The organism is Trinickia sp., assembly GCF_057351765.1.
In genome coordinates this window covers 70,991-92,353 of the sequence record NZ_JBMRBK010000044.1, presented here as the reverse complement: position 1 = coordinate 92,353, position 21,363 = coordinate 70,991, and the positions used below count along the sequence as shown (strand labels likewise).

21 protein-coding genes are annotated in these 21,363 nt (G+C 65.2%); 13 read left to right on the top strand and 8 right to left on the bottom strand.

The annotated features are described in order from the left end of the window. Nucleotides 1-106 precede the first annotated feature (106 nt). The 13 genes from fliF (at nucleotide 107) to fliR (ending at nucleotide 12,237) form a co-directional block, all read left to right on the top strand. A complete protein-coding gene (gene fliF / locus ACO1XS_RS12820; protein ID WP_331571299.1) occupies nucleotides 107-1,930 on the top strand; it encodes a flagellar basal-body MS-ring/collar protein FliF in 1,824 nt (607 codons plus the stop codon). Then, nucleotides 1,920-2,915 (top strand): flagellar motor switch protein FliG, encoded by a 996-nt coding sequence (fliG, locus tag ACO1XS_RS12815; protein WP_331571301.1) that lies wholly within the window; start codon nucleotides 1,920-1,922, stop codon nucleotides 2,913-2,915. Before fliF ends, fliG begins: the two co-directional genes overlap by 11 nt. Continuing rightward, nucleotides 2,902-3,576: a flagellar assembly protein FliH gene (gene fliH / locus ACO1XS_RS12810; RefSeq protein WP_331571303.1), complete on the top strand. Its 675-nt coding sequence runs from the start codon at nucleotides 2,902-2,904 to the stop codon at nucleotides 3,574-3,576. Before fliG ends, fliH begins: the two co-directional genes overlap by 14 nt. Continuing rightward, nucleotides 3,570-5,141 carry a flagellar protein export ATPase FliI gene (gene fliI / locus ACO1XS_RS12805; RefSeq protein WP_486390826.1) on the top strand — a complete coding sequence of 524 codons (1,572 nt, stop codon included), beginning with the start codon at nucleotides 3,570-3,572 and terminating at the stop codon, nucleotides 5,139-5,141. Before fliH ends, fliI begins: the two co-directional genes overlap by 7 nt. Before the next feature lie 26 nt (nucleotides 5,142-5,167). After that, nucleotides 5,168-5,620 carry a flagellar export protein FliJ gene (gene fliJ, locus ACO1XS_RS12800; RefSeq protein ID WP_331571307.1) on the top strand — a complete coding sequence of 151 codons (453 nt, stop codon included), beginning with the start codon at nucleotides 5,168-5,170 and terminating at the stop codon, nucleotides 5,618-5,620. 103 nt (nucleotides 5,621-5,723) lie between these two features. Beyond that, the gene (locus tag ACO1XS_RS12795) at nucleotides 5,724-7,295 is read left to right on the top strand and encodes a flagellar hook-length control protein FliK (RefSeq protein ID WP_486390825.1); all 1,572 of its coding nucleotides are present in this window, start codon (nucleotides 5,724-5,726) and stop codon (nucleotides 7,293-7,295) included. Between the two features lie 412 nt (nucleotides 7,296-7,707). Beyond that, nucleotides 7,708-8,202, top strand: a complete 495-nt coding sequence (fliL, locus tag ACO1XS_RS12790) for a flagellar basal body-associated protein FliL (protein ID WP_331571311.1) — start codon at nucleotides 7,708-7,710, stop codon at nucleotides 8,200-8,202. Between the two features lie 63 nt (nucleotides 8,203-8,265). After that, the gene (gene fliM / locus ACO1XS_RS12785; protein WP_331571313.1) at nucleotides 8,266-9,264 is read left to right on the top strand and encodes a flagellar motor switch protein FliM; all 999 of its coding nucleotides are present in this window, start codon (nucleotides 8,266-8,268) and stop codon (nucleotides 9,262-9,264) included. Continuing rightward, a complete protein-coding gene (gene fliN / locus ACO1XS_RS12780; protein ID WP_331571315.1) occupies nucleotides 9,257-9,739 on the top strand; it encodes a flagellar motor switch protein FliN in 483 nt (160 codons plus the stop codon). The genes fliM and fliN overlap by 8 nt, the downstream gene beginning before the upstream one ends. Beyond that, nucleotides 9,736-10,329 (top strand): flagellar biosynthetic protein FliO, encoded by a 594-nt coding sequence (gene fliO / locus ACO1XS_RS12775; protein ID WP_414720282.1) that lies wholly within the window; start codon nucleotides 9,736-9,738, stop codon nucleotides 10,327-10,329. Before fliN ends, fliO begins: the two co-directional genes overlap by 4 nt. Beyond that, complete coding sequence (gene fliP, locus ACO1XS_RS12770; protein WP_331571317.1) at nucleotides 10,330-11,109, top strand: flagellar type III secretion system pore protein FliP; 780 nt, start codon at nucleotides 10,330-10,332, stop codon at nucleotides 11,107-11,109. 26 nt (nucleotides 11,110-11,135) lie between these two features. Then, on the top strand, nucleotides 11,136-11,405 hold the full coding sequence (gene fliQ / locus ACO1XS_RS12765; RefSeq protein WP_331571319.1) for a flagellar biosynthesis protein FliQ: 270 nt from the start codon (nucleotides 11,136-11,138) through the stop codon (nucleotides 11,403-11,405). A 40-nt stretch (nucleotides 11,406-11,445) separates the two neighbouring features. Then, on the top strand, nucleotides 11,446-12,237 hold the full coding sequence (gene fliR, locus ACO1XS_RS12760) for a flagellar biosynthetic protein FliR (protein ID WP_486390824.1): 792 nt from the start codon (nucleotides 11,446-11,448) through the stop codon (nucleotides 12,235-12,237). 63 nt (nucleotides 12,238-12,300) lie between these two features. Here the strand turns inward: fliR and flgL are convergent, their stop codons facing one another. From flgL to flgF, 8 genes are all read right to left on the bottom strand, one after another. Beyond that, nucleotides 12,301-13,527: a flagellar hook-associated protein FlgL gene (gene flgL, locus ACO1XS_RS12755; RefSeq protein ID WP_331571322.1), complete on the bottom strand. Its 1,227-nt coding sequence runs from the start codon at nucleotides 13,525-13,527 to the stop codon at nucleotides 12,301-12,303. Between the two features lie 11 nt (nucleotides 13,528-13,538). Continuing rightward, nucleotides 13,539-15,476 (bottom strand): flagellar hook-associated protein FlgK, encoded by a 1,938-nt coding sequence (gene flgK, locus ACO1XS_RS12750; protein ID WP_331571323.1) that lies wholly within the window; start codon nucleotides 15,474-15,476, stop codon nucleotides 13,539-13,541. 188 nt (nucleotides 15,477-15,664) lie between these two features. After that, nucleotides 15,665-16,420, bottom strand: a complete 756-nt coding sequence (locus tag ACO1XS_RS12745) for a flagellar brake protein (RefSeq protein ID WP_331571324.1) — start codon at nucleotides 16,418-16,420, stop codon at nucleotides 15,665-15,667. Nucleotides 16,421-16,777: 357 nt separating this feature from the next. Beyond that, a complete protein-coding gene (flgJ, locus tag ACO1XS_RS12740) occupies nucleotides 16,778-17,779 on the bottom strand; it encodes a flagellar assembly peptidoglycan hydrolase FlgJ (RefSeq protein ID WP_486390823.1) in 1,002 nt (333 codons plus the stop codon). A 42-nt stretch (nucleotides 17,780-17,821) separates the two neighbouring features. Next, entirely contained in the window at nucleotides 17,822-18,985 is a 1,164-nt protein-coding gene (locus tag ACO1XS_RS12735) for a flagellar basal body P-ring protein FlgI (protein WP_414720283.1), read from the bottom strand. Between the two features lie 2 nt (nucleotides 18,986-18,987). Next, nucleotides 18,988-19,683 (bottom strand): flagellar basal body L-ring protein FlgH, encoded by a 696-nt coding sequence (locus ACO1XS_RS12730; RefSeq protein ID WP_440559146.1) that lies wholly within the window; start codon nucleotides 19,681-19,683, stop codon nucleotides 18,988-18,990. Nucleotides 19,684-19,755: 72 nt separating this feature from the next. Continuing rightward, on the bottom strand, nucleotides 19,756-20,544 hold the full coding sequence (gene flgG / locus ACO1XS_RS12725; RefSeq protein ID WP_173255969.1) for a flagellar basal-body rod protein FlgG: 789 nt from the start codon (nucleotides 20,542-20,544) through the stop codon (nucleotides 19,756-19,758). Between the two features lie 49 nt (nucleotides 20,545-20,593). Beyond that, complete coding sequence (flgF, locus tag ACO1XS_RS12720) at nucleotides 20,594-21,352, bottom strand: flagellar basal-body rod protein FlgF (RefSeq protein WP_331571328.1); 759 nt, start codon at nucleotides 21,350-21,352, stop codon at nucleotides 20,594-20,596. Nucleotides 21,353-21,363 lie beyond the last annotated feature (11 nt).

The window sequence follows — 21,363 nt, the reverse complement described above, 5'->3', positions numbered from 1 at the left end:
CGCCGCGGGCCGTCTGGTGATAATCCTTCTCGTGAAAGTGTCCACCCGCGCCCGCTCCAGGGCCGGCGCCGGTTGGTCACCCCCGCATCCCGGAGAACCCCGACGCATGGATTCGCAGGCCAATTCCTTGATCAACCCCGACGCTCGCATGAGCCTGGCGGGCGCGCAGCCCGGCGCGGCGGCGGCAGGCGCCTTGCCTGGCGCCGGCGGCGTCGGTGCGGGCGGCGCCGAACTCGGCGGCCTCGCTCAGCGCTTCTCGTCGCTTTCGCAAATGCGCGGCAACCCGCGCGCACCGTTGATCTTCGCGGTGGCCGTCCTCATCGCCGCCATCTCCGCCCTCATTCTCTGGACCCGTTCGCCCGACTACCGGATTCTCTACAGCAACCTCTCCGATCAGGACGGCGGCGCCATTGTCGCTGCATTGCAGCAGGCCAACGTCCCCTACAAGCTCTCGGAAAGCGGCGGCGCGATTCTCGTGCCGTCCGATCAAGTCGCCGAAATGCGGCTGCGGCTCGCTTCGCAAGGCCTGCCCAAGAGCGGCTCCGTCGGCATGGAGCTGATGGACCGCGAAAAATTCGGCATCAGCCAGTTTGCCGAGCAGGTCAACTATCAGCGCGCCCTGGAAGGCGAGCTCGAGCGCACGATCCAGTCGATCTCCGTCGTGCGTGCCGCGCGCGTGCATCTGGCGATTCCGAAGCCGACCGTATTCGTACGCGAGCGCGAAGCGCCGTCCGCCTCGGTGCTCGTCAACCTCTACCCGGGCCGCACGCTCGATGAAGGCCAGGTATCGGCGATCCAGCATATGGTCGCGTCCAGCGTGCCCCAATTGCCGTTCAAGAACGTGACCGTCGTCGACCAGGACGGCAATCTGCTCACGCAACCGGCCTCGGGTAACGGCCTCGACGCGACCCAGCTCAAGTACGTTCAGCAGATCGAGCACAACACGCAACGGCGAATCGACGCCATCCTCGCGCCGCTGTTCGGTGCGGGCAACGCGCACTCGCAAGTGAGTGCTGACATCGATTTCTCCCAAAGCGAGCAGACGGCCGAGTCCTACGGCCCGAACGGCACCCCGCAGCAGGCCGCGATCCGCAGCCAGCAGACGAGCTCGGCGACGGAAGTCGGCCAGAGCGCCGCGGGCGGCGTACCGGGCGCGCTCTCGAATACGCCGCCGCAGCCGGCTTCGGCACCGATCGTTGCAGCCAGCGGTGCGACGGCTTCGGCAAACTCCACGCCGATCAGCGAGCAGAAGAACGCGACCACCAATTACGAGCTCGACAAGCGCGTCTCCCATATGGAGCAACCGATGGGCGGCATCAAGCGGCTCTCGGCGGCGGTCGTGATCAACTACAAGCGGGTGGTCGACGCGAAGGGCCATGCCACGATGCAGCCCCTCACGACCGACGAGCTCGCCAAGGTCAACCAGCTCGTCAAGGACGCGATGGGCTTCGACGCGAAGCGCGGCGACTCCGTGAACATCGTGAACAGCACGTTCTCGACCGAAGAGGATCCGCTCGCCAACGTGCCGTGGTGGCGCCAGCCGAACATGATCGAGCTCGCTGTCCAGGCGGCGAAGTGGATCGGTATCGGCATCGCGGCACTGATCCTCTATCTGGTCATGGTCAAGCCGGTGCTCAAGCGCGCGTTCCCGCCGCTGCCCGCGCCGGGAAGCCAGGCAGCAGCGCTGGCCGGCAACGGTATCGGCACACCCGACGAGCCGGTGCTGCTCGACGGCATCCCGGCGAACGGCGGCGCATCGCCGGTCACGAACGCCATCGAGCAAAACAGCGAAATGGAAATCAACCTGCTCGCGTTCGAGAACGAGAAGCAGAAATTCGAGCGGAACCTCGACTACGCGCGGACGATCGCGCGCAAGGATCCGAAGATCGTAGCAACCGTCGTCAAGAATTGGGTGTCCGATGAGCGCTGAAGGCGTAACCAAAAGCGCGCTGCTTCTGATGTCGCTCGGCGAAGAAGAGGCCGCACAGGTATTCAAATTCCTCGGGCCGCGCGAGGTGCAGAAGATCGGCGCGACGATGGCGTCGCTCAAGAACGTGACGCGCGAGGAAGTGGAAACGGTGCTGCAGGATTTCGTCAAGGCGGCCGAGCAGCACACGGCGATGTCGCTCGATTCGGGCGATTACATCCGCTCGGTGCTGACCAAAGCGCTCGGCGAAGACAAGGCCGGCGTGCTCATCGACAGAATCTTGCAAGGCAGCGATACGAGCGGCATCGAGGGACTCAAGTGGATGGACTCGCCGGCCGTGGCCGAGCTCATCAAGAACGAGCACCCGCAGATCATCGCGACGATCCTCGTGCACCTGGACCGCGATCAGGCTTCGGAAATCCTCTCGTGCTTCACCGATCGCCTGCGCAACGACGTGCTGCTGCGCATCGCGACGCTCGACGGTATTCAGCCGCAGGCGCTGCGCGAACTCGACGACGTGCTGACGGGCCTGCTTTCCGGCAGCGACAACCTGAAGCGCAGCCCGATGGGCGGCATCCGCACGGCGGCCGAGATCCTGAACTTCATGACGAGCGTGCACGAGGAATCGGTGCTCGAAAACGTCAAGCAGTACGACGCGGACCTCGCGCAGAAAATCGTCGACCAGATGTTCGTTTTCGAGAACCTGCTCGATCTGGAAGACCGTGCGATCCAGCTCCTGCTCAAGGAAGTGGAGTCCGAAGCGCTCATCATCTCGCTCAAGGGCGCGCAGCCCGCGCTGCGTCAGAAGTTCCTCTCGAACATGTCGCAGCGTGCGGCCGAGCTGCTCGCGGAAGACCTCGATTCGCGCGGTCCCGTGCGCGTCTCCGAAGTCGAAACGCAGCAACGGCGTATCCTGCAGATCGTGCGCAATCTGGCGGAAAGCGGCCAGATCGTGATTGGCGGAAAGGCGGAAGATGCATATGTCTGATTCCGGGCGTCAGAGCGACGGTCAGATCTCGGCGTACCAGCGCTGGGAGATGGCTTCGTTCGATCCGCCTCCGCCCCCCGATCCCGTCGCCGATCGCGCTCACGAGCGCGAGCTGCTGCGCCTGCGCGACGAAGCGCACGCGCAGGGCCTCGCCTCGGGGCACGTGGCCGGCCAGGCATTGGGCTATCAGGCAGGCTTCGATCAAGGCCTCGCTCAAGGTTTCGAAAAAGGCCGTCAGGAAGCGCTGGCCGAAGCGGCGCGGCTGGCCAGTCTCGCCGAATCGTTCAAGGCCGCCCTCGACGGCGTGCAAAGCGAGCTCTCCGAAACGCTCGTCGCCCTGGCGCTCGATATCGCCCAGCAGGTCGTGCGGCAGCACATCGCGCACGATCCCGTCGCGCTCGTCGCCTGCGCGCGCGAGGTGCTGGCCGCCGAGCCCGCGCTCACGGGCGCCCCGCAACTCGTCGTCAATCCGGCCGATCTGCCGGTTGTCGAAGCCTATTTGAAGGAAGAACTCGAAGCGCTGGGCTGGAGCGTGCGCACCGACGCCACGATCGAGCGCGGCGGCTGCCGCGCGCATGCCGCGAGCGGCGAGATCGACGCGTCCATCGGATCGCGCTGGGAGCGCGTGGCGGCGGCACTCGGCAAGGTGACCCAATGGTGACCGAGCGCGCCGTCGATGCACTGCGCGCGAGCGGCATGTCGCCGCTCGAAGTCGAGCTCGCCCTCGCCTCGTTCGGCCCCGAAGGCGCGCCCGAGACGGCGCCCGTCGATGCCGGCGTGCTCTCGCGTGGACGCCGCGCGATTACCGCGCCCACGTTGCGCATGCCGCTCGCGACGCCCGACCCCGCGCTGGCCGCCAATCCGCATCTCGCCGCCTGGCGCGCGCGGCTGAACGGCCTGGGCCAGCGCAATGCGCTCGCCCGGCCGCTGTCCGCCTGCGGGCGGCTCACGCGCGCGGCCGGCCTCGTGCTGGAGGCGGTGGGCCTGCGGCTCGGCGTCGGAGCCGAATGCATGATCGAGCTGCCGCCCGGCAGCCCGTACGCGATGGCCGAAGCCGAAGTCGTCGGTTTCGCCGCGGAGCGACTGTTCCTCATGCCGACGACCGAAGTCGCCGGCCTGTTGCCGGGCGCACGCGTCTTTCCGCGCGAAAGCGCGCCGGTGGCCGATCCGCTCGCCGGCGCCAAGCGCCTGCCGGTGGGCTGGGGCATGCTCGGGCGCGTCGTGGACGCTTCGGGGCGCCCGCTCGACGGCCTCGGCGAACTCGACACAGGCGCCGACGCCCCGCTCTCGGCCCCGTCGATCAACCCGCTGCAGCGCGAACCGATCCACAGGGTGCTCGACGTGGGCGTGCGTGCGATCAACGGCCTGCTCACCGTCGGACGCGGCCAGCGCATGGGTCTGTTTGCGGGTTCGGGCGTCGGTAAATCGGTGCTGCTCGGCCAAATGGCGCGCTACACGAGTGCCGAAGTCATCGTGATCGGCCTCATCGGCGAGCGGGGCCGCGAAGTGAAGGAATTCATCGAGCAGATCCTCGGCGAAGACGGGCTCGCGCGTTCGGTCGTCGTCGCCGCGCCGGCCGACGTCTCGCCGCTGCTGCGCATGCAGGGCGCCGCTTATGCCACCTCGCTCGCCGAATATTTCCGCGATCAGGGCAAGCATGTGCTGCTGCTGATGGACTCGCTCACGCGTTACGCGATGGCGCAACGCGAGATCGCGCTCGCGATCGGCGAGCCGCCCGCCACGAAAGGCTATCCGCCTTCGGTCTTCGCCAAGCTGCCGGCACTCGTCGAGCGCACGGGCAACGGCCCCGCGGGCGGCGGCTCGATCACCGCGTTCTATACGGTGCTGACCGAGGGTGACGACCAGCAGGACCCCATCGCCGACGCGGCCCGCGCGATTCTCGACGGTCATATCGTGTTGTCCCGCACGCTCGCGGAAGCCGGACATTACCCGGCGATCGACATCGAAGCGTCGATTTCGCGAGCGATGACGGCACTGATCGACGACAAACATCTGGATCGCGTGCGTGTTTTCAAACAGATGCTGTCGCGCTACCAGCGCAATCGCGATCTGATCAACGTCGGGGCCTACGCGAGCGGCCGCGACGCGCTGCTGGACCGGGCGATTGCGCTCTATCCGCGCATCGAGGCTTTCCTGCAGCAGGGTTTTCGCGAATGCGCAGCATTCGATTCAAGCCTCACGATGCTGGGTGCGTTGTTCGAGTAAATGGGTGACAAACAAGGAGTCACAGGATGGCGAAGCATTTTCCGATCAAGACGCTCGTCGATCTCGCTCAGGACGATCTGGACGCTGCCACCAAGCAGCTCGGACGTGTACAGCGCGAGCGTGCCGACATCGAGACGCAGTTGGCCGACTTGATCCGCTATCGCGACGAATATCACGCAAGTTTCTCGAACTCCGCGCAAGCCGGCATGCCGGCCGGAAACTGGCGCAACTTCCAGGCGTTCATCGATACCCTCGATGCCGCCATCGACCAGCAGCGGCGCCTCCTGGCAGCCGCCACCTCGCGCGTGGAGGCCGCCAAGCCCGAGTGGGTGCGGCAAAAGCAGAAGCTCGGCTCCTACGAAGTGCTGCAGGCGCGCGGGGAAGCCGCCGAAGCGCGCGTGGCCGCCAAGCGCGAGCAGCGCGAATCCGACGAACACGCCGCGAAGATCCTGCGCATGCGCGCGGAGAGTTTGAACTGATTGACTGACCGGCCGGATCGGACCGCCGGCCGTCCGATTATTGAATCGATTTATCCGATGCGTCGCCAGACGATGACAGACGCACGGCAGCAAGGGGCATCACATGTCGTTTTTCTCTTTCCTCGACTCGGTTTCGGGCCCGGGCGCCGCCACGGGCAAGGCCGCAGCGGCCCGCCAGTCGGCGAGTTCCGCCGCGCCTGCCGTACCGTTCTCGCAGACGCTGCAGCAAAGCATCGACGCGCAGCAAAGCGCACCGGCACCGGCCAAGGCCGAACCCGCCAACAACGCGAAAAATAGTTCGCCGGCCAGCTCGGGCAATGCCGCGGACGCGGCCAATTCAGCCGCCGCGCAAGCCAACTCGGCAAACGCGGGCGCGGCGAAGCCGGCTGATAGCGGTTCGCAGGCCGACGCAGCGGCGAGTACCAGCGCGAATACGGCCGGAAACTCCGCGGGCACGAGCGACGGGACGAAGGCGAGCGGCAACGAAAAGCGCACGGATGGTGCGAACGGCGACCGACAGGCCAGCGCCTCGCAAAACGCGAATGCCAATGCAGGGAGCGCCGCCGATCAGGCCGCGGCCAGCGCCGCGGCGGCAGCACAGGCCCAGGCGCAAGCTCAAGCTCAAGCGGGCGCACAAAGCGCGCAAAGCGATGCCGCAAGCGCTGCCACCACCGACGGCAATTCCGAGCTGGCGGGCGTGACGGCGACGGGCGGCAAGAAAACCGGCACGGCCGAGCCCAAATCGGTGCGGGCCGCGTTGGAAGCTGCCCTCGCGGCGCAAATGGGCGGCCAAGGCGCCGCGGCGGCTGCGGCAGCAGGCCCGGGCGGAGCCACGGTGCTCGGCAACAGCGGCAATACCGGCGCCGGCGGACTCGGCACGGGTAATCTCGCGAACGGCGTCGGTGCGCCGCCGCTCTCGTCGAAGGGCCTGGCGGCACTGACCGGCGACGGCAAGAACGGCAATGCCGCGGCCAACGCGGCAGCGCTGAACGCCAAGGCGGCGCAAGGCGGCGCCAACGCACAGGACGCGAGCGCGTCGGCTGCCCAGGCGCTGGCGGCAAGCGGTGCCTCGAATCCGGGCGCCGCCGCGGACTTCTCCACACTGAAGGACACGGCCGAAGCGGCACGCGCCGCGCTGGCCGCCGCTCAGGCCGCTCAGCAGGCACAAGGCACGCAGGCGACGAGTGCGACGGCCGCCGCGGCCACGACGAGCGCATCGGCCGCGGCCGCCACGCTCGCGCCGCAGGTCGGCACGCCCGATTGGGAAGATGCGCTGAGCCAGAAAGTCGTCTTCCTCTCCAACGCTCATCAGCAAAGCGCGGAACTCACGCTCAATCCGCGCGATCTGGGTCCGCTGCAAGTCGTGTTGCAAGTCGCGGACAATCACGCCCACGCGCTGTTCGTCTCGCAGCACGCGCAGGTTCGCGAAGCCGTGGAAGCGGCGCTGCCGAAGCTGCGCGACGCGCTCGAAGCCGGCGGCCTCGGGCTCGGCAGCGCAAGCGTCAGCGATGGCTTCGCGCGCCAGAACGGCCAGCAAGACGCCCGCTCGGGCAACGGCGGCAACGGCCGGGGCCGCGGCGGCAGCTTCGGGGGCGGCAGTGCGGACGATGCCGTCGCCTCGACGGCGAGCGTCCCGGTGCGTCGCCAAGTCGGAATCGTCGATACCTTCGCCTGACGGCACCCTGGCGTAGCAGGTTCGGACCGATGGCAACCGGCAGCTCCGGTTGCCGGTCCCGCAGCGCGACTGACGCCTCGCGTGCCCGACTCGCCTGCCCGCCCTCGTCTTCCCTTGCGCCCGCGCCGGCCGAGCAGTTCGACCGGCAGCATCAAGGAATCCCCCCGCGTGCCGATAACGCAGAGACCACCTCGCGCGGCCCAGGCGTCATCGCGGTCCGTTTTTTGCTCTGATCTGAGCAATGAATACGTCCTGTCCCGGCTCACTTTCCGCCGCGACGGGCCCGCGGCGCTGGGTTTGACCGGCCGGGTCAAAGAGACGAGATGGCATCGAATCTCCCTTCTTTTCGGCTTATCGCCGAAGGCGGCTTTGACCAACAATCCTACCTATCGCTCATAAGCAACGCATTGCCATGGCAACCACGACCGCAACGCAGCAGCCAGCCGCCACCTCCGCCAAGCCCGGGAAACTGACACGTCTCGTGCTGATCGTTCTGATCGCCCTCGGGGCCGCCGCGGCAGCCGCGGGCGGTACGTACTTCTTTCTCGCCAAGCATGGTCCGTCGAAGCCCGTGGCGCCTCCGCCACCTCCGCCGCCCGTGTTTTTCGCGCTCGATCCGATGACGGTGAACCTGCTCTCGGACGACGGCCAGCATTACCTGCGCGTGGGCCTCACGCTGAAGATCGCCGACGAGAAGATGCAGGCGCGCCTCACCGAGCACATGCCCGAGCTGCGCAGCCGGATCCTGCTCGATCTGTCGAACAAGCATCCGGAGGAACTCTCGACGCTCGAAGGCAAGCATGCCCTCGCGAACGAGCTCAGGGCGCTGATCGAGCAGCCGACCGATGCCGGCGCGCCGCCGGCCAAGGTACAGGAAGTGCTGTTCACGGAATTCGTCGTCCAGTAATGGGTCGCCGGTCGAAGGCATTGCGCCGCATCCCACCAATCGCAACGAGGGACGAATAAAGGTATGGGCCACGAAGAGTTCATGTCCCAGGAGGAAGTCGATGCACTCCTCAAGGGCGTAACTGGCGAGTCCGATGCGGATGCGGAGCATGGCGACAAGGCCACTGTTCGCCCGTACAACATCGCCACGCAAGAGCGCATCGTTCGCGGCCGGATGCCCGGTCTCGAAATCATCAACGAGCGGTTCGCGCGCTTGATGCGCATCGGCATCTTCAATTTCATGCGCCGCACGGCAGAGATTTCCGTGGGGCCCGTGAAGGTGCAAAAGTACAGCGAGTTCACGCGCAATCTGCCGATTCCGACGAACCTGAACCTCGTTCATATCAAGCCGCTCAGGGGCACGTCGCTCTTCGTGTTCGATCCGAACCTCGTGTTCTTCGTGGTCGATAACCTCTTCGGCGGCGACGGCCGTTTTCATACGCGGGTCGAAGGACGCGACTTCACGGCAACCGAGCAGCGCATCATCGGCAAGCTGCTGAACCTCGTGTTCGATCACTATTCGACCGCCTGGAAAAGCGTGCGGCCGCTGCAGTTCGAGTTCATGCGCTCGGAAATGCATACGCAGTTCGCCAACGTCGCGACGCCGAACGAAATCGTCATCGTCACGCAGTTCTCGATCGAATTCGGCTCGACGGGCGGCACGCTGCACATCTGCATGCCCTACTCGATGATCGAACCGATCCGCGACGTGCTGTCTTCGCCGATCCAGGGCGAGGCGCTCGAAGTCGACCGCCGCTGGGTGCGCGTGCTGTCGCAGCAGGTTCAATCGGCCGAGGTGGAACTGACGGCCGACCTCGCCGCGATACCGGTCACGTTCGAGGACATCCTCAATATGCGCGCCGGCGATGTGCTGCCGATCAACATTCCCGAGCAGGTCACCGCGAAAGTCGACGGTGTGCCGGTCATGGAATGCGGCTACGGAATTTTCAATGGTCAATACGCGCTGCGCGTGCAAAAGATGATCAGCGCGGCCGATACGATGAAGGAAGGTGGATATGAGTGATCTGAACGCGACGCCGGGCGACGGCGCCCGGGAGCTCGAGGCCCAGATGGCGGCGGCCATGCAGGCCGAGAAAGCGGCCGCCACGGCTGCCGACGCCGAAACGGGCCTCGATGACTGGGCCAGCGCGCTCGCCGAGCAAAACTCGAACGAGACGCCCACGGCCGCCGCGGGCGTGTTCCAGCCGCTCTCGAAAGTCGCGCCCGCCTCGACGCGCAACGACATCGACATGATCCTCGATATCCCCGTGCAGATGACGGTCGAGCTCGGGCGCACGAAGATCGCGATCCGCAACCTGCTGCAGCTCGCGCAAGGCTCTGTCGTCGAACTCGACGGGCTCGCCGGCGAGCCGATGGACGTACTCGTGAACGGCTGCCTGATCGCGCAGGGCGAAGTCGTCGTCGTCAACGACAAGTTCGGCATCCGGCTCACCGACATCATTACGCCGTCCGAACGGATTCGTAAGCTGAACCGATGAAAGGGCTCATGCGTCGGCAAGGCATCCTGCCGGTACCGCAAGCAGTACGCGCAGCCGGTCTGGCGCTCGCCATGGCGTCGGCGGCCATTGCGCCGAGCGTCGCCGACGCAGCCGATCTGAACGCAGTCAACCACGCGGCGAGCATCGCATCGGGCGTCGGTGCCGGAACGGCCGTGCCGTCGCTCGGCGTCGGCGCCGTGCTGCAAACGCTGGTTGGCCTCGCCGTCGTCATCGGGCTCGTGTTTGCGTGCGCGTGGCTCGCGCGGCGCTTCGGCCTGCAGCCGTCGGCGCGCGGCAATGTCGTACGCACCGTCGGCGGGGTCTCGCTGGGTGGCAAGGAGCGAGTCGCCGTCGTCGAGATCGGCGATACGTGGCTCGTGCTCGGGGCCGCCCCCGGTAACGTGCGGCTCCTGCATACGCTGCCGGCCGGCTCCATCGATCTCACGCGCCGCGGGCCCGGTTCACCGGGGCCCGCCGACTCACCCGACGACGCCGCCACGCAGGCGGGCACGTTCGGCTCGCGATTTCGCGCCGCGCTGGCGGGCGAAGCCAAAAAGCGTTTTACCCGGCCTTCGGGCGGAGGCAAGTAAATGTCGTTGTGCCGTGTCGAGCGGTTTGCGCGAGCCTTCGCGCCCGTGTTGCCGCTTCTCGTTCTGATTCTCGCGCTCGCGCCGTCGGGCGCCTTCGCACAGGCCAACGGTCTGCCGGCGTTCACGACGAGCCCGGGCCCGAACGGCGGTACGACCTATTCGCTGAGCGTGCAGACGATGCTGCTGCTCACGATGCTGTCGTTCCTGCCGGCGATGGTGCTCATGATGACGAGCTTCACGCGCATCATCATCGTGCTCTCGCTGCTGCGCCAGGCGATCGGCACGACGACGACGCCGCCGAACCAGGTGCTCGTCGGTCTCGCGCTGTTTCTGACGCTGTTCGTCATGTCTCCCGTGCTCGACAAGGCTTACCAGGACGGCTACAAGCCGTTCTCCGAGGGCGCGATCCCGATGGAGACGGCCGTGCAGCGCGGCGTGGTGCCGTTCAAGACGTTCATGCTGCGTCAAACGCGCGAATCGGATCTCGCCCTGTTCGCCAAGATTTCGCATGCGCCCGCGATGCAAGGCCCTGAGGATGTGCCGCTTTCGCTGCTCGTGCCGGCCTTCGTCACGAGCGAGCTGAAAACGGGCTTTCAGATCGGCTTCACGATCTTCATTCCGTTTCTGATCATCGATATGGTCGTGGCAAGCGTGCTGATGTCGATGGGGATGATGATGGTGTCGCCCGTCACGATTTCGCTGCCGTTCAAATTGATGCTGTTCGTGCTCGTCGATGGATGGCAGTTGCTGATCGGCTCGCTCGCGCAGAGCTTTTCCTGACCCAGATTGCCTTCGAAGTTGCCGCCATGACGCCGGAATCCGTTCTCACCCTCGCTCACCGCGCGATGTACGTCGCGTTGCTGCTGACCGCGCCGCCGCTCCTCGTCTCGCTCGTCGTGGGCCTGCTCGTCAGTTTTTTTCAGGCAGCCACACAGATCAACGAGGCCACGCTGTCGTTCATTCCGAAGCTCGTCGCCGTGACCGTCACGCTCGTGATCGCAGGACCGTGGATGTTGCAGATCGTGCTCGACTACATGCGCCAGATGCTGACGAGCATTCCCTCGCTGGCCGGCTGAGCGTGCATTAGCGCTCAGCCAGCACCGGCCCGGCACGACGATGCTCACCGTCACCTACGCTCAGCTGAACGCCTGGCTGACCGCGTTTCTTTGGCCATTCGTGCGCATTGCCGCGCTCGTTGCCACCGCGCCCGCGTTCAGCCAGTCGAGCGTGCCCGCCCGTGTGAAGATCGGTTTGGCCGCCTTTATCACGCTCATCGTGGCGCCGACCCTCGGCGCGCTGCCGGCCGTGACCGTGTTCTCGGCGCAGGGCGTCTGGATCATGGTCAATCAGTTCATCGTCGGCGCGGCGCTCGGCCTTACGATGCAGCTCGCGTTCACGGCCATCGAGATGGCCGGATCGCTGATCGGGCTGCAAATGGGGCTCGGCTTCGCCACGTTTTTCGATCCGAGCTCGAACGCTTCGTCGGAAGTCGTCTCGCGCTATCTGCATACGATCGCGCTGCTGGCCTTTCTCGCCTTCGATGGGCACTTGCAAGTGATCAACGCGTTGATCGGTTCGTTTCAGTCGGTGCCGATCGACGCCGCGCTACTGAGCGCGCCGGGCTGGCGCACGCTCGTCCAATGGGGTGGCGCGATTTTCTCGGCGGGGCTGCTGCTCGCGCTGCCGGTCGTCGTCGCACTGCTCGTGGCGACGTTATCGCTCGGCATCCTGAACCGGGCCGCGCCGCAAATCGGCGTTTTTCAGGTCGGCTTTCCGGTCACGTTGATGGTCGGGCTGCTGCTCGTGCAGCTCATGCTGCCCAATATGATTCCGTTTTTCGCGCATCTGTTCGATCTTGGCGTCGATGCGATGGGGCGCGTGGCAGGATCGCTCGCACCCCATCCTTGAGCGCGTCGGCGAGCTCGCCTCGTTCCGAGCCGCCTGCGCGCCAACGCTGACGCCGGGCTTCGATTACATGTACTGGAACAGCGACAGCCCCTGAATCTTCACGAAGCTTTGCTGCGCCGCCTGCAACGCGTTTTGCGTGAGCTGGTATTGGCTGATCGCCGACACCATGTCGACATCGGTCACGTTCGACAGGTCGTTCGTCGCCTGCAGCGAGTTGTTCTTCGTCGTCGTCTGCAGTGCCGTCAGCTCCTGCTCGCGCCCGCCCACCGACGCCTGCACCACCGTGATTGCCGTCAGCGAGTTTTGAAAGCGCGTCAGGCCCGTCGCCAGATCGTTCGACAGCGTCGCCTTGGCCGCCGGGTTGTTGTCCGCCGGCGTCTGAAGCGAGGCGATCATCGAATCGATCGTCGAGAACACGCTGCTGTTCGCCGAAGTCGTCGCGGGCGTCACCGTGAACGTATCGGCCGGATTCGGCGCACCCGAAATCGACACCGTCATACCGGTGCCGAGCGCGATCGGCGCATTGGCCGTGAACGCGGTGGCAGCCGTCGTCGAGCCGGTCGTATTGTCCGTCACCGTGTAGGTCGGCGCGGCGGCCGTTCCGCCAAACGTGATCGTGAACTTGTCGCCGTTCGTCGCAACCGAAGGATTGTTGTTCGCCACGCGGCCGATGACGCCCGTTCCCGTGTTAGCGGCCGAGCCCGCGGCAACAGGCGAGGTGCCGATCGACGGCACCGACAAAAACACGCTCGCGCCCGTATCGTTCGTCGTGATCTGATGCGAATCGGCCACCTGCACCTGGCGCTGGCCATTGTCGCCCAGATAGTTCACGCCGCCCGCGGCATTGTTCGTGAAGGGTTGCGTCGTGGCCTGGAAACCCGAAAAGAGGTAGTTCCCGGAACTGTCGCTCGTGTTCGCGAGCGTCAGCAACTGGTCGCGATAGCCTTGCATCGTCTTCGCGATGGACACGCGATCGGAGTCCTGCAACGTGCCGTCGCCGGCGCGCACGATCAGCGAATTGATGCTCTGCATGACGTTGGTCACGCTCGAAAGCGTCTTGTCCTCGATTTGCAGCGAGGTCTGCGCCGAGTTCTGATTCGTCGTGTACTGCGTGAGCGTCGCCGTCGTCATCGTCAACTGCACGGCCTGCGCCGCATAGAGCGGATTGTCGGCCGGCGTCTGCAGCAACTGCCCCGTCGAAATCTGCTGATAGAGCTGATTGAGCGACGACTGCTGGTTGTCCATCGTCTGGACACTTTGCGCGAACAACTGTGAGGAAGAAATACGCATCGCTTTGCACCTTAGCCGAAGATACCCATCAGAGTCTGGAACATCGACTCGGCGGACTGAATGACTTTGCTGTTGGCCTGATAGAGCTGCTGATACTTCAACAGGTTGGCCGCTTCCTCATCGAGGTTCACACCCGAGACCGATTGCTGTGCCGCCGTGATCTGCGAAACGAGCGCCGTTTGCGCGGTGTTCGCCGATTTCAGCTGGGTGGCCGCGTTGCCGACGTTGTTGACGTAGTTCGCGTAGGCGCCCGTCAAGGTGGCCGTGCCATTGCCGAGCGTCGTGGTGGAGACGAGCTTCGACATCGCCAGCGCGTTGCGGCCATCGGCCGTGCCGGTGTTCTTCGCAATCGTGAGCGTGTCGCCGTTCGCGGGCGCGCCGCTCATCGTGAAGGTCATGCCGTTGTAGGTGTACGTGTTGCCCGCCGCGTACGGGAACGACGTTCCCGTGGTCGCGGCCGCGCCGTTCACCGAAACGCTCGCGGCGGCAGGCCAGCCGTCGAGCGTATTCGTCGCCGAGTTGTAGGTCAGCGTGAGCGGCGTGGCCGGCAGCGTGTAGCCGGCCGAGACCGTGCCTTGCGTGACGGTCCCCGTGCCCGTATTCGTGGTCGATGTCGACACGAGCACCGGTGACGCCGCCGCAATCGCCGACGTGTTCGACGTGGCGAGCGCGAAGCTGTTCAGTGCGCCGCGCGTCGGCTGGATCGTGAACGAATCGCCCGAGTTCATCGTCCCGGAGAGCGTCAATGCGAGGCCACCTATCGTCACCGAACCGGCACCCAGCGCCGTGCTCGTGCCGATCGTCGAGCCCGACGCGTTGTCCGTCAGGGTATAGGTGGTGCCGTTGTATGACAGCGTGTAGTCGCCGGCAGTCGGCTGCGAGCCGTTGGCGAACGCCACCGACAGCGTGGAGGTGCCGGTGTTTTGCAGATTCGAGTAGACGGTCGGCGCCGCCACGCTGAACAGGTTGCCGCCCACATTGGCCGACAGGTCCAGACCGAGCGTGTTTTGCGAATTGACCTGGTTCACGAAGCTCGTGGCGACGGCGCCAAGCTGCGCTTGCGCCGGATCGAGCGTCTGGCTGCGAAACGTGAGCAAGCCGCCGACGGTTCCGCCCGAGAGCACCGAGCTGGACAGATATTGCGTCGTCGCAGGCGTCGTGCCCGCAAGCCCGTTATAAGTGACATCCAGTTCGCTCGGGTCGCCCGACGACACTTTGGTGCCCAGATCGAAGCTTTGGTTCGAGACCACGAGCGGCTGACCGCTGCTCAGAAAAACGCTGTAGCCGTTCGCGCCCTGTACGACGGAGACACCCACCGCCTTCGAGAGGTCGGCAACAGCCTGATCGCGCTGGTCGAGCAGCTGGTTCGGCGGCTGCCCCTGCCCGCTCGCGTTCGCGATCTGCGCGTTGAGGTCCGCGATCTGCTTCGAATAGCCGTTGATCTGGTTGACGGTCGTCGTCAATTGCTGGTTCACCGTTTGGCGCAGCTGGTCGTATTGCGCGCCGGTCGCGGTGATCTGGCTCGCGAGCGTTTGCGCGGCGCTCATCGCGCCCTGGCGCGTGGCGAGGCTGCTCGGATCGTTCGCGACGTTCTGCAAGCCCGTGAAGTAGGCGGTGATGGCCGTGGAGATCCCGGCCGTCGGGCTGCCGATCAGGTTGTTCAGCTGCGAGGCCATCGAATAGTTCGTGGTCAGCGCACTGCTCGTCGATTGCGCGTTGTTGAGCTCGGTCGAGAGGTACTGGCTGTAGTTGCGCGCCACGGTCACCGACGACACGCCGCCGCCCATGTACCCCGCGCCCGTGTACTGCCCGCTCGCTTCGGCGTAGACGGGATTCTCCACGGTGTAGCCCGTGGTCGACGCGTTGCTGATGTTGTTGCTCGTCGTCGTCAGGCCCCACTGGGCGGCCGCCAGCCCCGAAAGGCCGATGCTGAAGATGTTGTTGGACATGCGTCTTCCTGAAGGACGGCGAGCTTCGTTGCCACCGCCTCGTTGAGGGAACACATGTATATCGGCCGCGCGCCGGAAAATTTAAGGGCACAGATCGACATGACGCGACGCTTTTTCGGCATCGGTGGGCGGGCCGGGGAGACCCGCGTGGGGCGGTCGCGCGCCAGCGCGGCGCGACCGTTTCGTCTTCAGGCGCGCACGAGCGAGCGGCGCTTCATTTCGAGTTGCGTAATCAGCCGCTGCAGGGTGTTTTCGGCGCTGCCGGGTAGCGATACGAACCGCATGCCGAGCTGGTAGCGCCGGCCGCCGTTGGGCAGTTCGGTCGCGCGCAGCGAAACGAGCTCGAGATCGAGCGAGAGCGTACCGTGTCCGTTCAGATTGACCTCGACGTCTTGCAGCGTCGCGCCCATCGGCAATTCGACGACGCGCTCGTCGGCCGTGCGCAGGCCGATGCCGCCGAGTGAAATGTCGTGGATCTCGAAGCGGAACGCCTCGCCCTCGGGCAGTTGGCCGCGGCAGAAGTACGGATCGAGAATGGGCGCATCGACGCGGAAATACTCGCGCCGCTGCACGTAGTAGAGCACTTCGGGAAACGCCGCCTCGAACGCGGGGAGCCCTTCGAAGCGGGTCTCGGCCGGCGTCGGCGTGGAAAACTCGACGCGCACGCCTTCGGGCGAGGCCCGGAACGTACAGCTCGGCGAGGCGAGCATGCCGCGGTTTTGCTCGGCCAGCGCGCCCCAGTCGAAGATGAACGTGCGCTCTCTCACATCGACATCGAGAATACGCGTGACGAGCTGACCGCTCTTGTATTGAACGGTCAAAAAGTCTCCGCGATTGGCGAGGTTGCGCAGTTGCACCCCGATTTCAAGCGGATTGCGCCGCCCGAAGTCGAGAGCGGGTTCTACGTCTTCCTCCATCGAATCGTTCGACTGATTGGTATCCATGGGCTTGCCGTATGCGTGGTCGCGTCAGAGCGCGCAAAGCGCCGACGCACGTGCTTTCGGATACCTTGCGGCGATCCGAAAAGGGACTATCTGATTAGCGGCATCAAACGTGCAAAGTTTAGAGGCAATCCGGAAATAATTTTTCTAATTTTTGTTAACCGCGCGAGCGCCAGTCTGGGCGGGCCGAAGCGGGCAAATCCGATGAGATTGTCGGGCGGCTCCGATCCCTGAGTGAGTCGATGCCCCGATATTTGAAAGTTGCGGCTTCGGCCAGCCATCTTTCGATAGCCGGCCGTACCGTCTTCTACTGCCTGGCCCCGTCGCGCCCGAAGGCACCCCCGTGAGCAGATTTCGTCATCACACCATCTGCTGCATGATGGAAATCAGTTTCTTCGCGTAATGCGGGTCCGTTGCGTAACCGGCCCGCTGCATCCCGTGTGCAAAGCTTGCGGCATCGTGCGCGTTGTTGACGACCGATGCGTAGCGCGGATTGTTGCGCAGCATGTTCGCGTAATCCGTCATCGCGTCCTGATACGAATCGTAGGCGCGGAACTTCTCGACCACCTTGCGGGGCCGGCCGTTCACGTACTCGGTCGTGACCGTCGATACCGTCTTGCCCGTCCAGTCCTTGGTGGCCTTGATGCCGAATACGTTGTGGCTCGGCGAGCCGTTCGCATTCCTGATCTCGCCCTTGCCCCAGCCCGATTCGAGCGCCGCCTGGCCGATGATGAACCGCGCGGGAATACCCGTTGCCGCCGCCGCGGCCTGGGCCGGCGCAGCCATCTTGTCGACGAACGCATCGACTTTCGACGAATTGCCGTTGCCGTGCAACGGCGGCGTGAGCGAGCTCGCGGCCGAATAGCCGGCGCCCTTCGACAGCGAGCCGTTGGCCGCCGCGTTCGAATAGGCGCGCGCCAGCGCGTTCATCATTGCCGCATTGCCTTCGGCACCGATGCCGCCCCCGCTACCGGCAGCACCGAGCGCGCCCATCGCGCCCGAAGCCCCTGACGCACCCGCCGCGCCGTTCGCGCCGGCACCCGGGACGCTGCGCGAGAGCTGCTTGATCAGCGCATCGGCCACGCCGACACCCTTGGACGACATCTGCTGGGCGAGCTGCTCGTCGAGCATCGACGTGAACTGCGCGCCGTCGCGCGAATCCAGCGGGCTGTCTTGCGGCGTCGCCTCGCGCATGCTCTTGAGCATCATTTGCAGAAACACGGCATCGAACTGCTTGGCCACCCCCTTGAGGCTTTGTTGCGGAGACGCGGCGGCTTGAGCGCGCAAGGCGTCGAAGCCTTGCACGTCGAGCGCGAAGCGCTGCGACAAATCCACTGCGGTGTTGGGTACGTTCGATTCCATCTGTGCCTCCTGGGAGCCCGTCGAATACGCGCTGACGAGCCCTTATATGATCTCGAGGTCCGCGCGCAACGCGCCTGCGGCCTTCATTGCCTGCAGGATCGACATGAGATCCGCGGGCGTGGCGCCAAGCGTGTTGAGCGCCTTGACGACTTCGGCGAGATTCGCGCCGGCCGTCACGAACTTCAATGCGCCATTGTCCTGCTTGAGCTGAATCTGCGACTGCGGCACCGCCACCGTCGAACCGTTCGAGAATGCGTTGGGCTGGCTGACTGCCGTCGTCGTATTGACGATGACCGACAGATTGCCGTGCGCCACGGCGCAGTTTTGCAGCGTCACCATCTGGTTCATCACGATCGAGCCCGTGCGCGCGTTGAGAATCACCTTGGCCGCGGCCTGGGCCGGTTTGACTTCGATGTTCTGAAGCTGCGCCATGAAGGCGACCTGCTGCGCCGGGTCGGTGGGCGCCCGCAACTGGATCGTGCGGCCGTCGAGCGGCATCGCCGTCCCGCTGCCGAACATGTTGTTGACAGCCGCCACGACACGCTGCGTCGTGTCGTAGTCCATATCGTTGAGTTCCATTTGCAGCGTCCCGGCCTGCGAGACCTGCGTCGGCACCGAGCGCTCGACGATCGCGCCGCCCGTGATCCGGCCGGCCGCGAGTTGGTTGATCTGCACCTTGCTGCCGTTCGCGCTGGCGCCGGCGCCGCCGATGGCGACGTTGCCCTGAGCGAGCGCATAGACCTGGCCGTCGGCACCCTTGAGCGGCGTGAGCAGCAGCGTGCCGCCCCGCAGGCTCTTCGCATTGCCGAGCGACGAGACTGTCACGTCGATCGCCTCGCCCGGACGCGCAAACGGCGGCAGGGTTGCGGTGACCATCACCGCGGCGACGTTCTTCAGTTGCATGTTCGACGATGCCGACGAACCGCTCGAGCCGTTGCTGTTCAGCGAAATGCCGAGGTTGGCGAGCATGTTCGTGAGCGTTTGCGTCGTGAACGGCGTTTGCGTCGTCTGATCGCCCGTGCCGTCGAGACCGACGATCAAGCCGTAGCCGATGAGCGGATTGTCCCGCACGCCCTGGAATTGCACGAGATCCTTCAACCGCTCGGCATGTGCGTTGCCCGCGAATACCAGCATGGCGGGAAGGACGATGAGCGTGAGCAAGCCGCGTAATGCCGCGCCGACACGCCGAGTGGAAACGGTATCCATGATCACCACGGCAAGACGTTCAGGAAAAATCGTTGCAGCCAGCCCATCGTCTCTGCCTCGTTGATGTAGCCCTTGGCCGAGTATTCGATGCGCGCGTCGGCCACGCGCGTCGAGAGCACACTGTTGTCGCCCGCGACGGTGTTCGGATTGACGACCCCGGAAAAACGCACGAACTCGTTGCCCTGGTTGATGAGCATCTGCTTCTGGCCGCTCACGACGAGGTTGCCGTTGGGCAGCACGTTCGTGACCGTGACGGTGATCGTGCCGTCGAACGTGTTCGACGCGTTCGCACCGCCCGTACCCTGGAACGTATTGCTGCCCGACGCGCTCAGGTTGACCTTGTTGAACAAACCGCCGAGAAAGCCCGCGGTCGGGACCGACGTCGCCGTCGAGCCCGCGCGGCCGGCGCCCGCTGCGGAGGACTTCGTCGCGTTGATCTTTTCCTGAATCACGATCGTCAGGATGTCGCCGATATTGCGCGGCCGCTGGTCTTCGAAAAGGGGCCTGCCCGCAAACCCGGGGTTGTAGATCGATCCGGTGGGCTGCGGCGCCGGAGGCAACGGCGGCGTGGCCGTCATCGGCTGCTGCGTGATCGGCTCCCGGTGCTCGACATACGCACAGCCGGCGAACGTGCTCGTCAGCAGGCCTGCGAGCGCGCCTGCGTGGATCAGCGAGAGCGTTGCACGCAGCGTGCGCATGCGAAACGGAATGGGGCTCGTGTGCGACATCTTCCTTTACCGCCTGTTTCTTCGAGAATGCTGCTGACCGCCTTAAACCGACATCTGGCTCAAGGTCTGCAGCATCTGGTCCGAAGTCTGGACCGCCTTGCTGTTGATTTCGTACGCGCGCTGCGTCTGGATCATGTTCACGAGCTCTTGCACGACGTTAACGTTCGACGCTTCGACGTAGCCCTGATTGAGCGTGCCGGCGCCGTTCAGGCCCGGCGTCGAGACGTTCGGCGCGCCCGACGAAGCGGTTTCCATCAACAGGTTCTGACCTTTCGATTCGAGACCGGCCGGATTGATGAAGGTGGCCAGTTGCACCGTGCCGATGGTCTGATTCGTCGTCGAGCCGGCCACGGTGATGCTGACCGCGCCGTCGGTGCCGATCGTCATCGAGGTCGCGTTTTGCGGAATCGTGATGGCCGGAATCACCTGGTAGCCGCTCGACGTGACGAGCTGGCCCTGCGCGTTGGTCTGGAACGAGCCGTCGCGCGTGTAAGCCGTCGTGCCGTCGGGCATCTGCACCTGGAAGAAGCCGTTGCCGTTGATGGCGATGTCCTTCGAGTTGCCCGTTTGCTGCAGATTGCCCTGCGTGTAGAGGCGCTCCGTGGCGACTTGCTCCACACCGGTGCCGATCTGGCTGCCGGAGGGCAGCTCCGTTTGCTGAGTCGAGTTCGCACCGGGCTGGCGCAGCGTTTGATAGATGAGATCCTGGAACACGGCGCGCGAACCCTTGAACCCGTTCGTGCTGACGTTGGACAGGTTGTTCGAGATCACGTCCATCTGGGCCTGCTGGGCGTTCATGCCCGTGGCGGCGATATAGAGCGAGCGGTTCACGGTAAAACTTCTCCTGAAATGAGGGGGCCGGTTTCGTCGAGCGAACCGGTCAGCTGAACTGCAGCAGCTGGTTTGCCGTCTGCTCGTTCTGATCGGCCGTCTGGAGCAGCTTGGTCTGCATCTGGAACTGCCGTGCGTTGGTAATCATCGAGACCATCGCCGCCACGGGATTGACGTTGCTGCCCTCGAGCGCGCCCGAGGCCACCGTGACAGTGGGATCCGCATCGGCCGGCTGGCCGTCGGCCGCGCGGAAGAGTCCGTCGTCGCCGCGCTGCAACGAACCCGGGCTCGGGTTGACGAGCTTCAATTGGTCGATGACGGCAAGCGCTGCGGGCGGATCGCCCGGCATCAACGCCGTGATCGTGCCGTCCTTGCCTATCGTGACCTCGGCGCCGGGCGGAATCGAAATGGGCCCGCCGCTGCCGACCACCGGCAGGTTGCTGGCCGTCACGAGCTGCCCGTTCTGGTCCACGTGAAGATTGCCGGCACGCGTATAGGCTTCGTTGCCGTCCGCCGTTTGCACGGACAGCCAGCCCTGGCCTTGTATCGCGACGTCGAGCGGGTTGCCCGTCTGCGAGATCGCACCCGGCGCGAAATCGGCCCCCGGCGTCGACGAGAGCACGAACGTGCGCGTCGTGTCGGGGTTGATCGTCGAGCCATCGCCGAAATTCATCGGCGCCGACCGGTAGGTCGAGAGTTGCGCGCGAAAGCCCGTCGTCGAGACGTTCGCCAGGTTGTTGGCGACGGTGGCCTGCTGCTCGAGCGTCTGGCTCGCGCCCGTCATCGCCGTATAGATCAGTCGGTCCATGACTCGCCTTT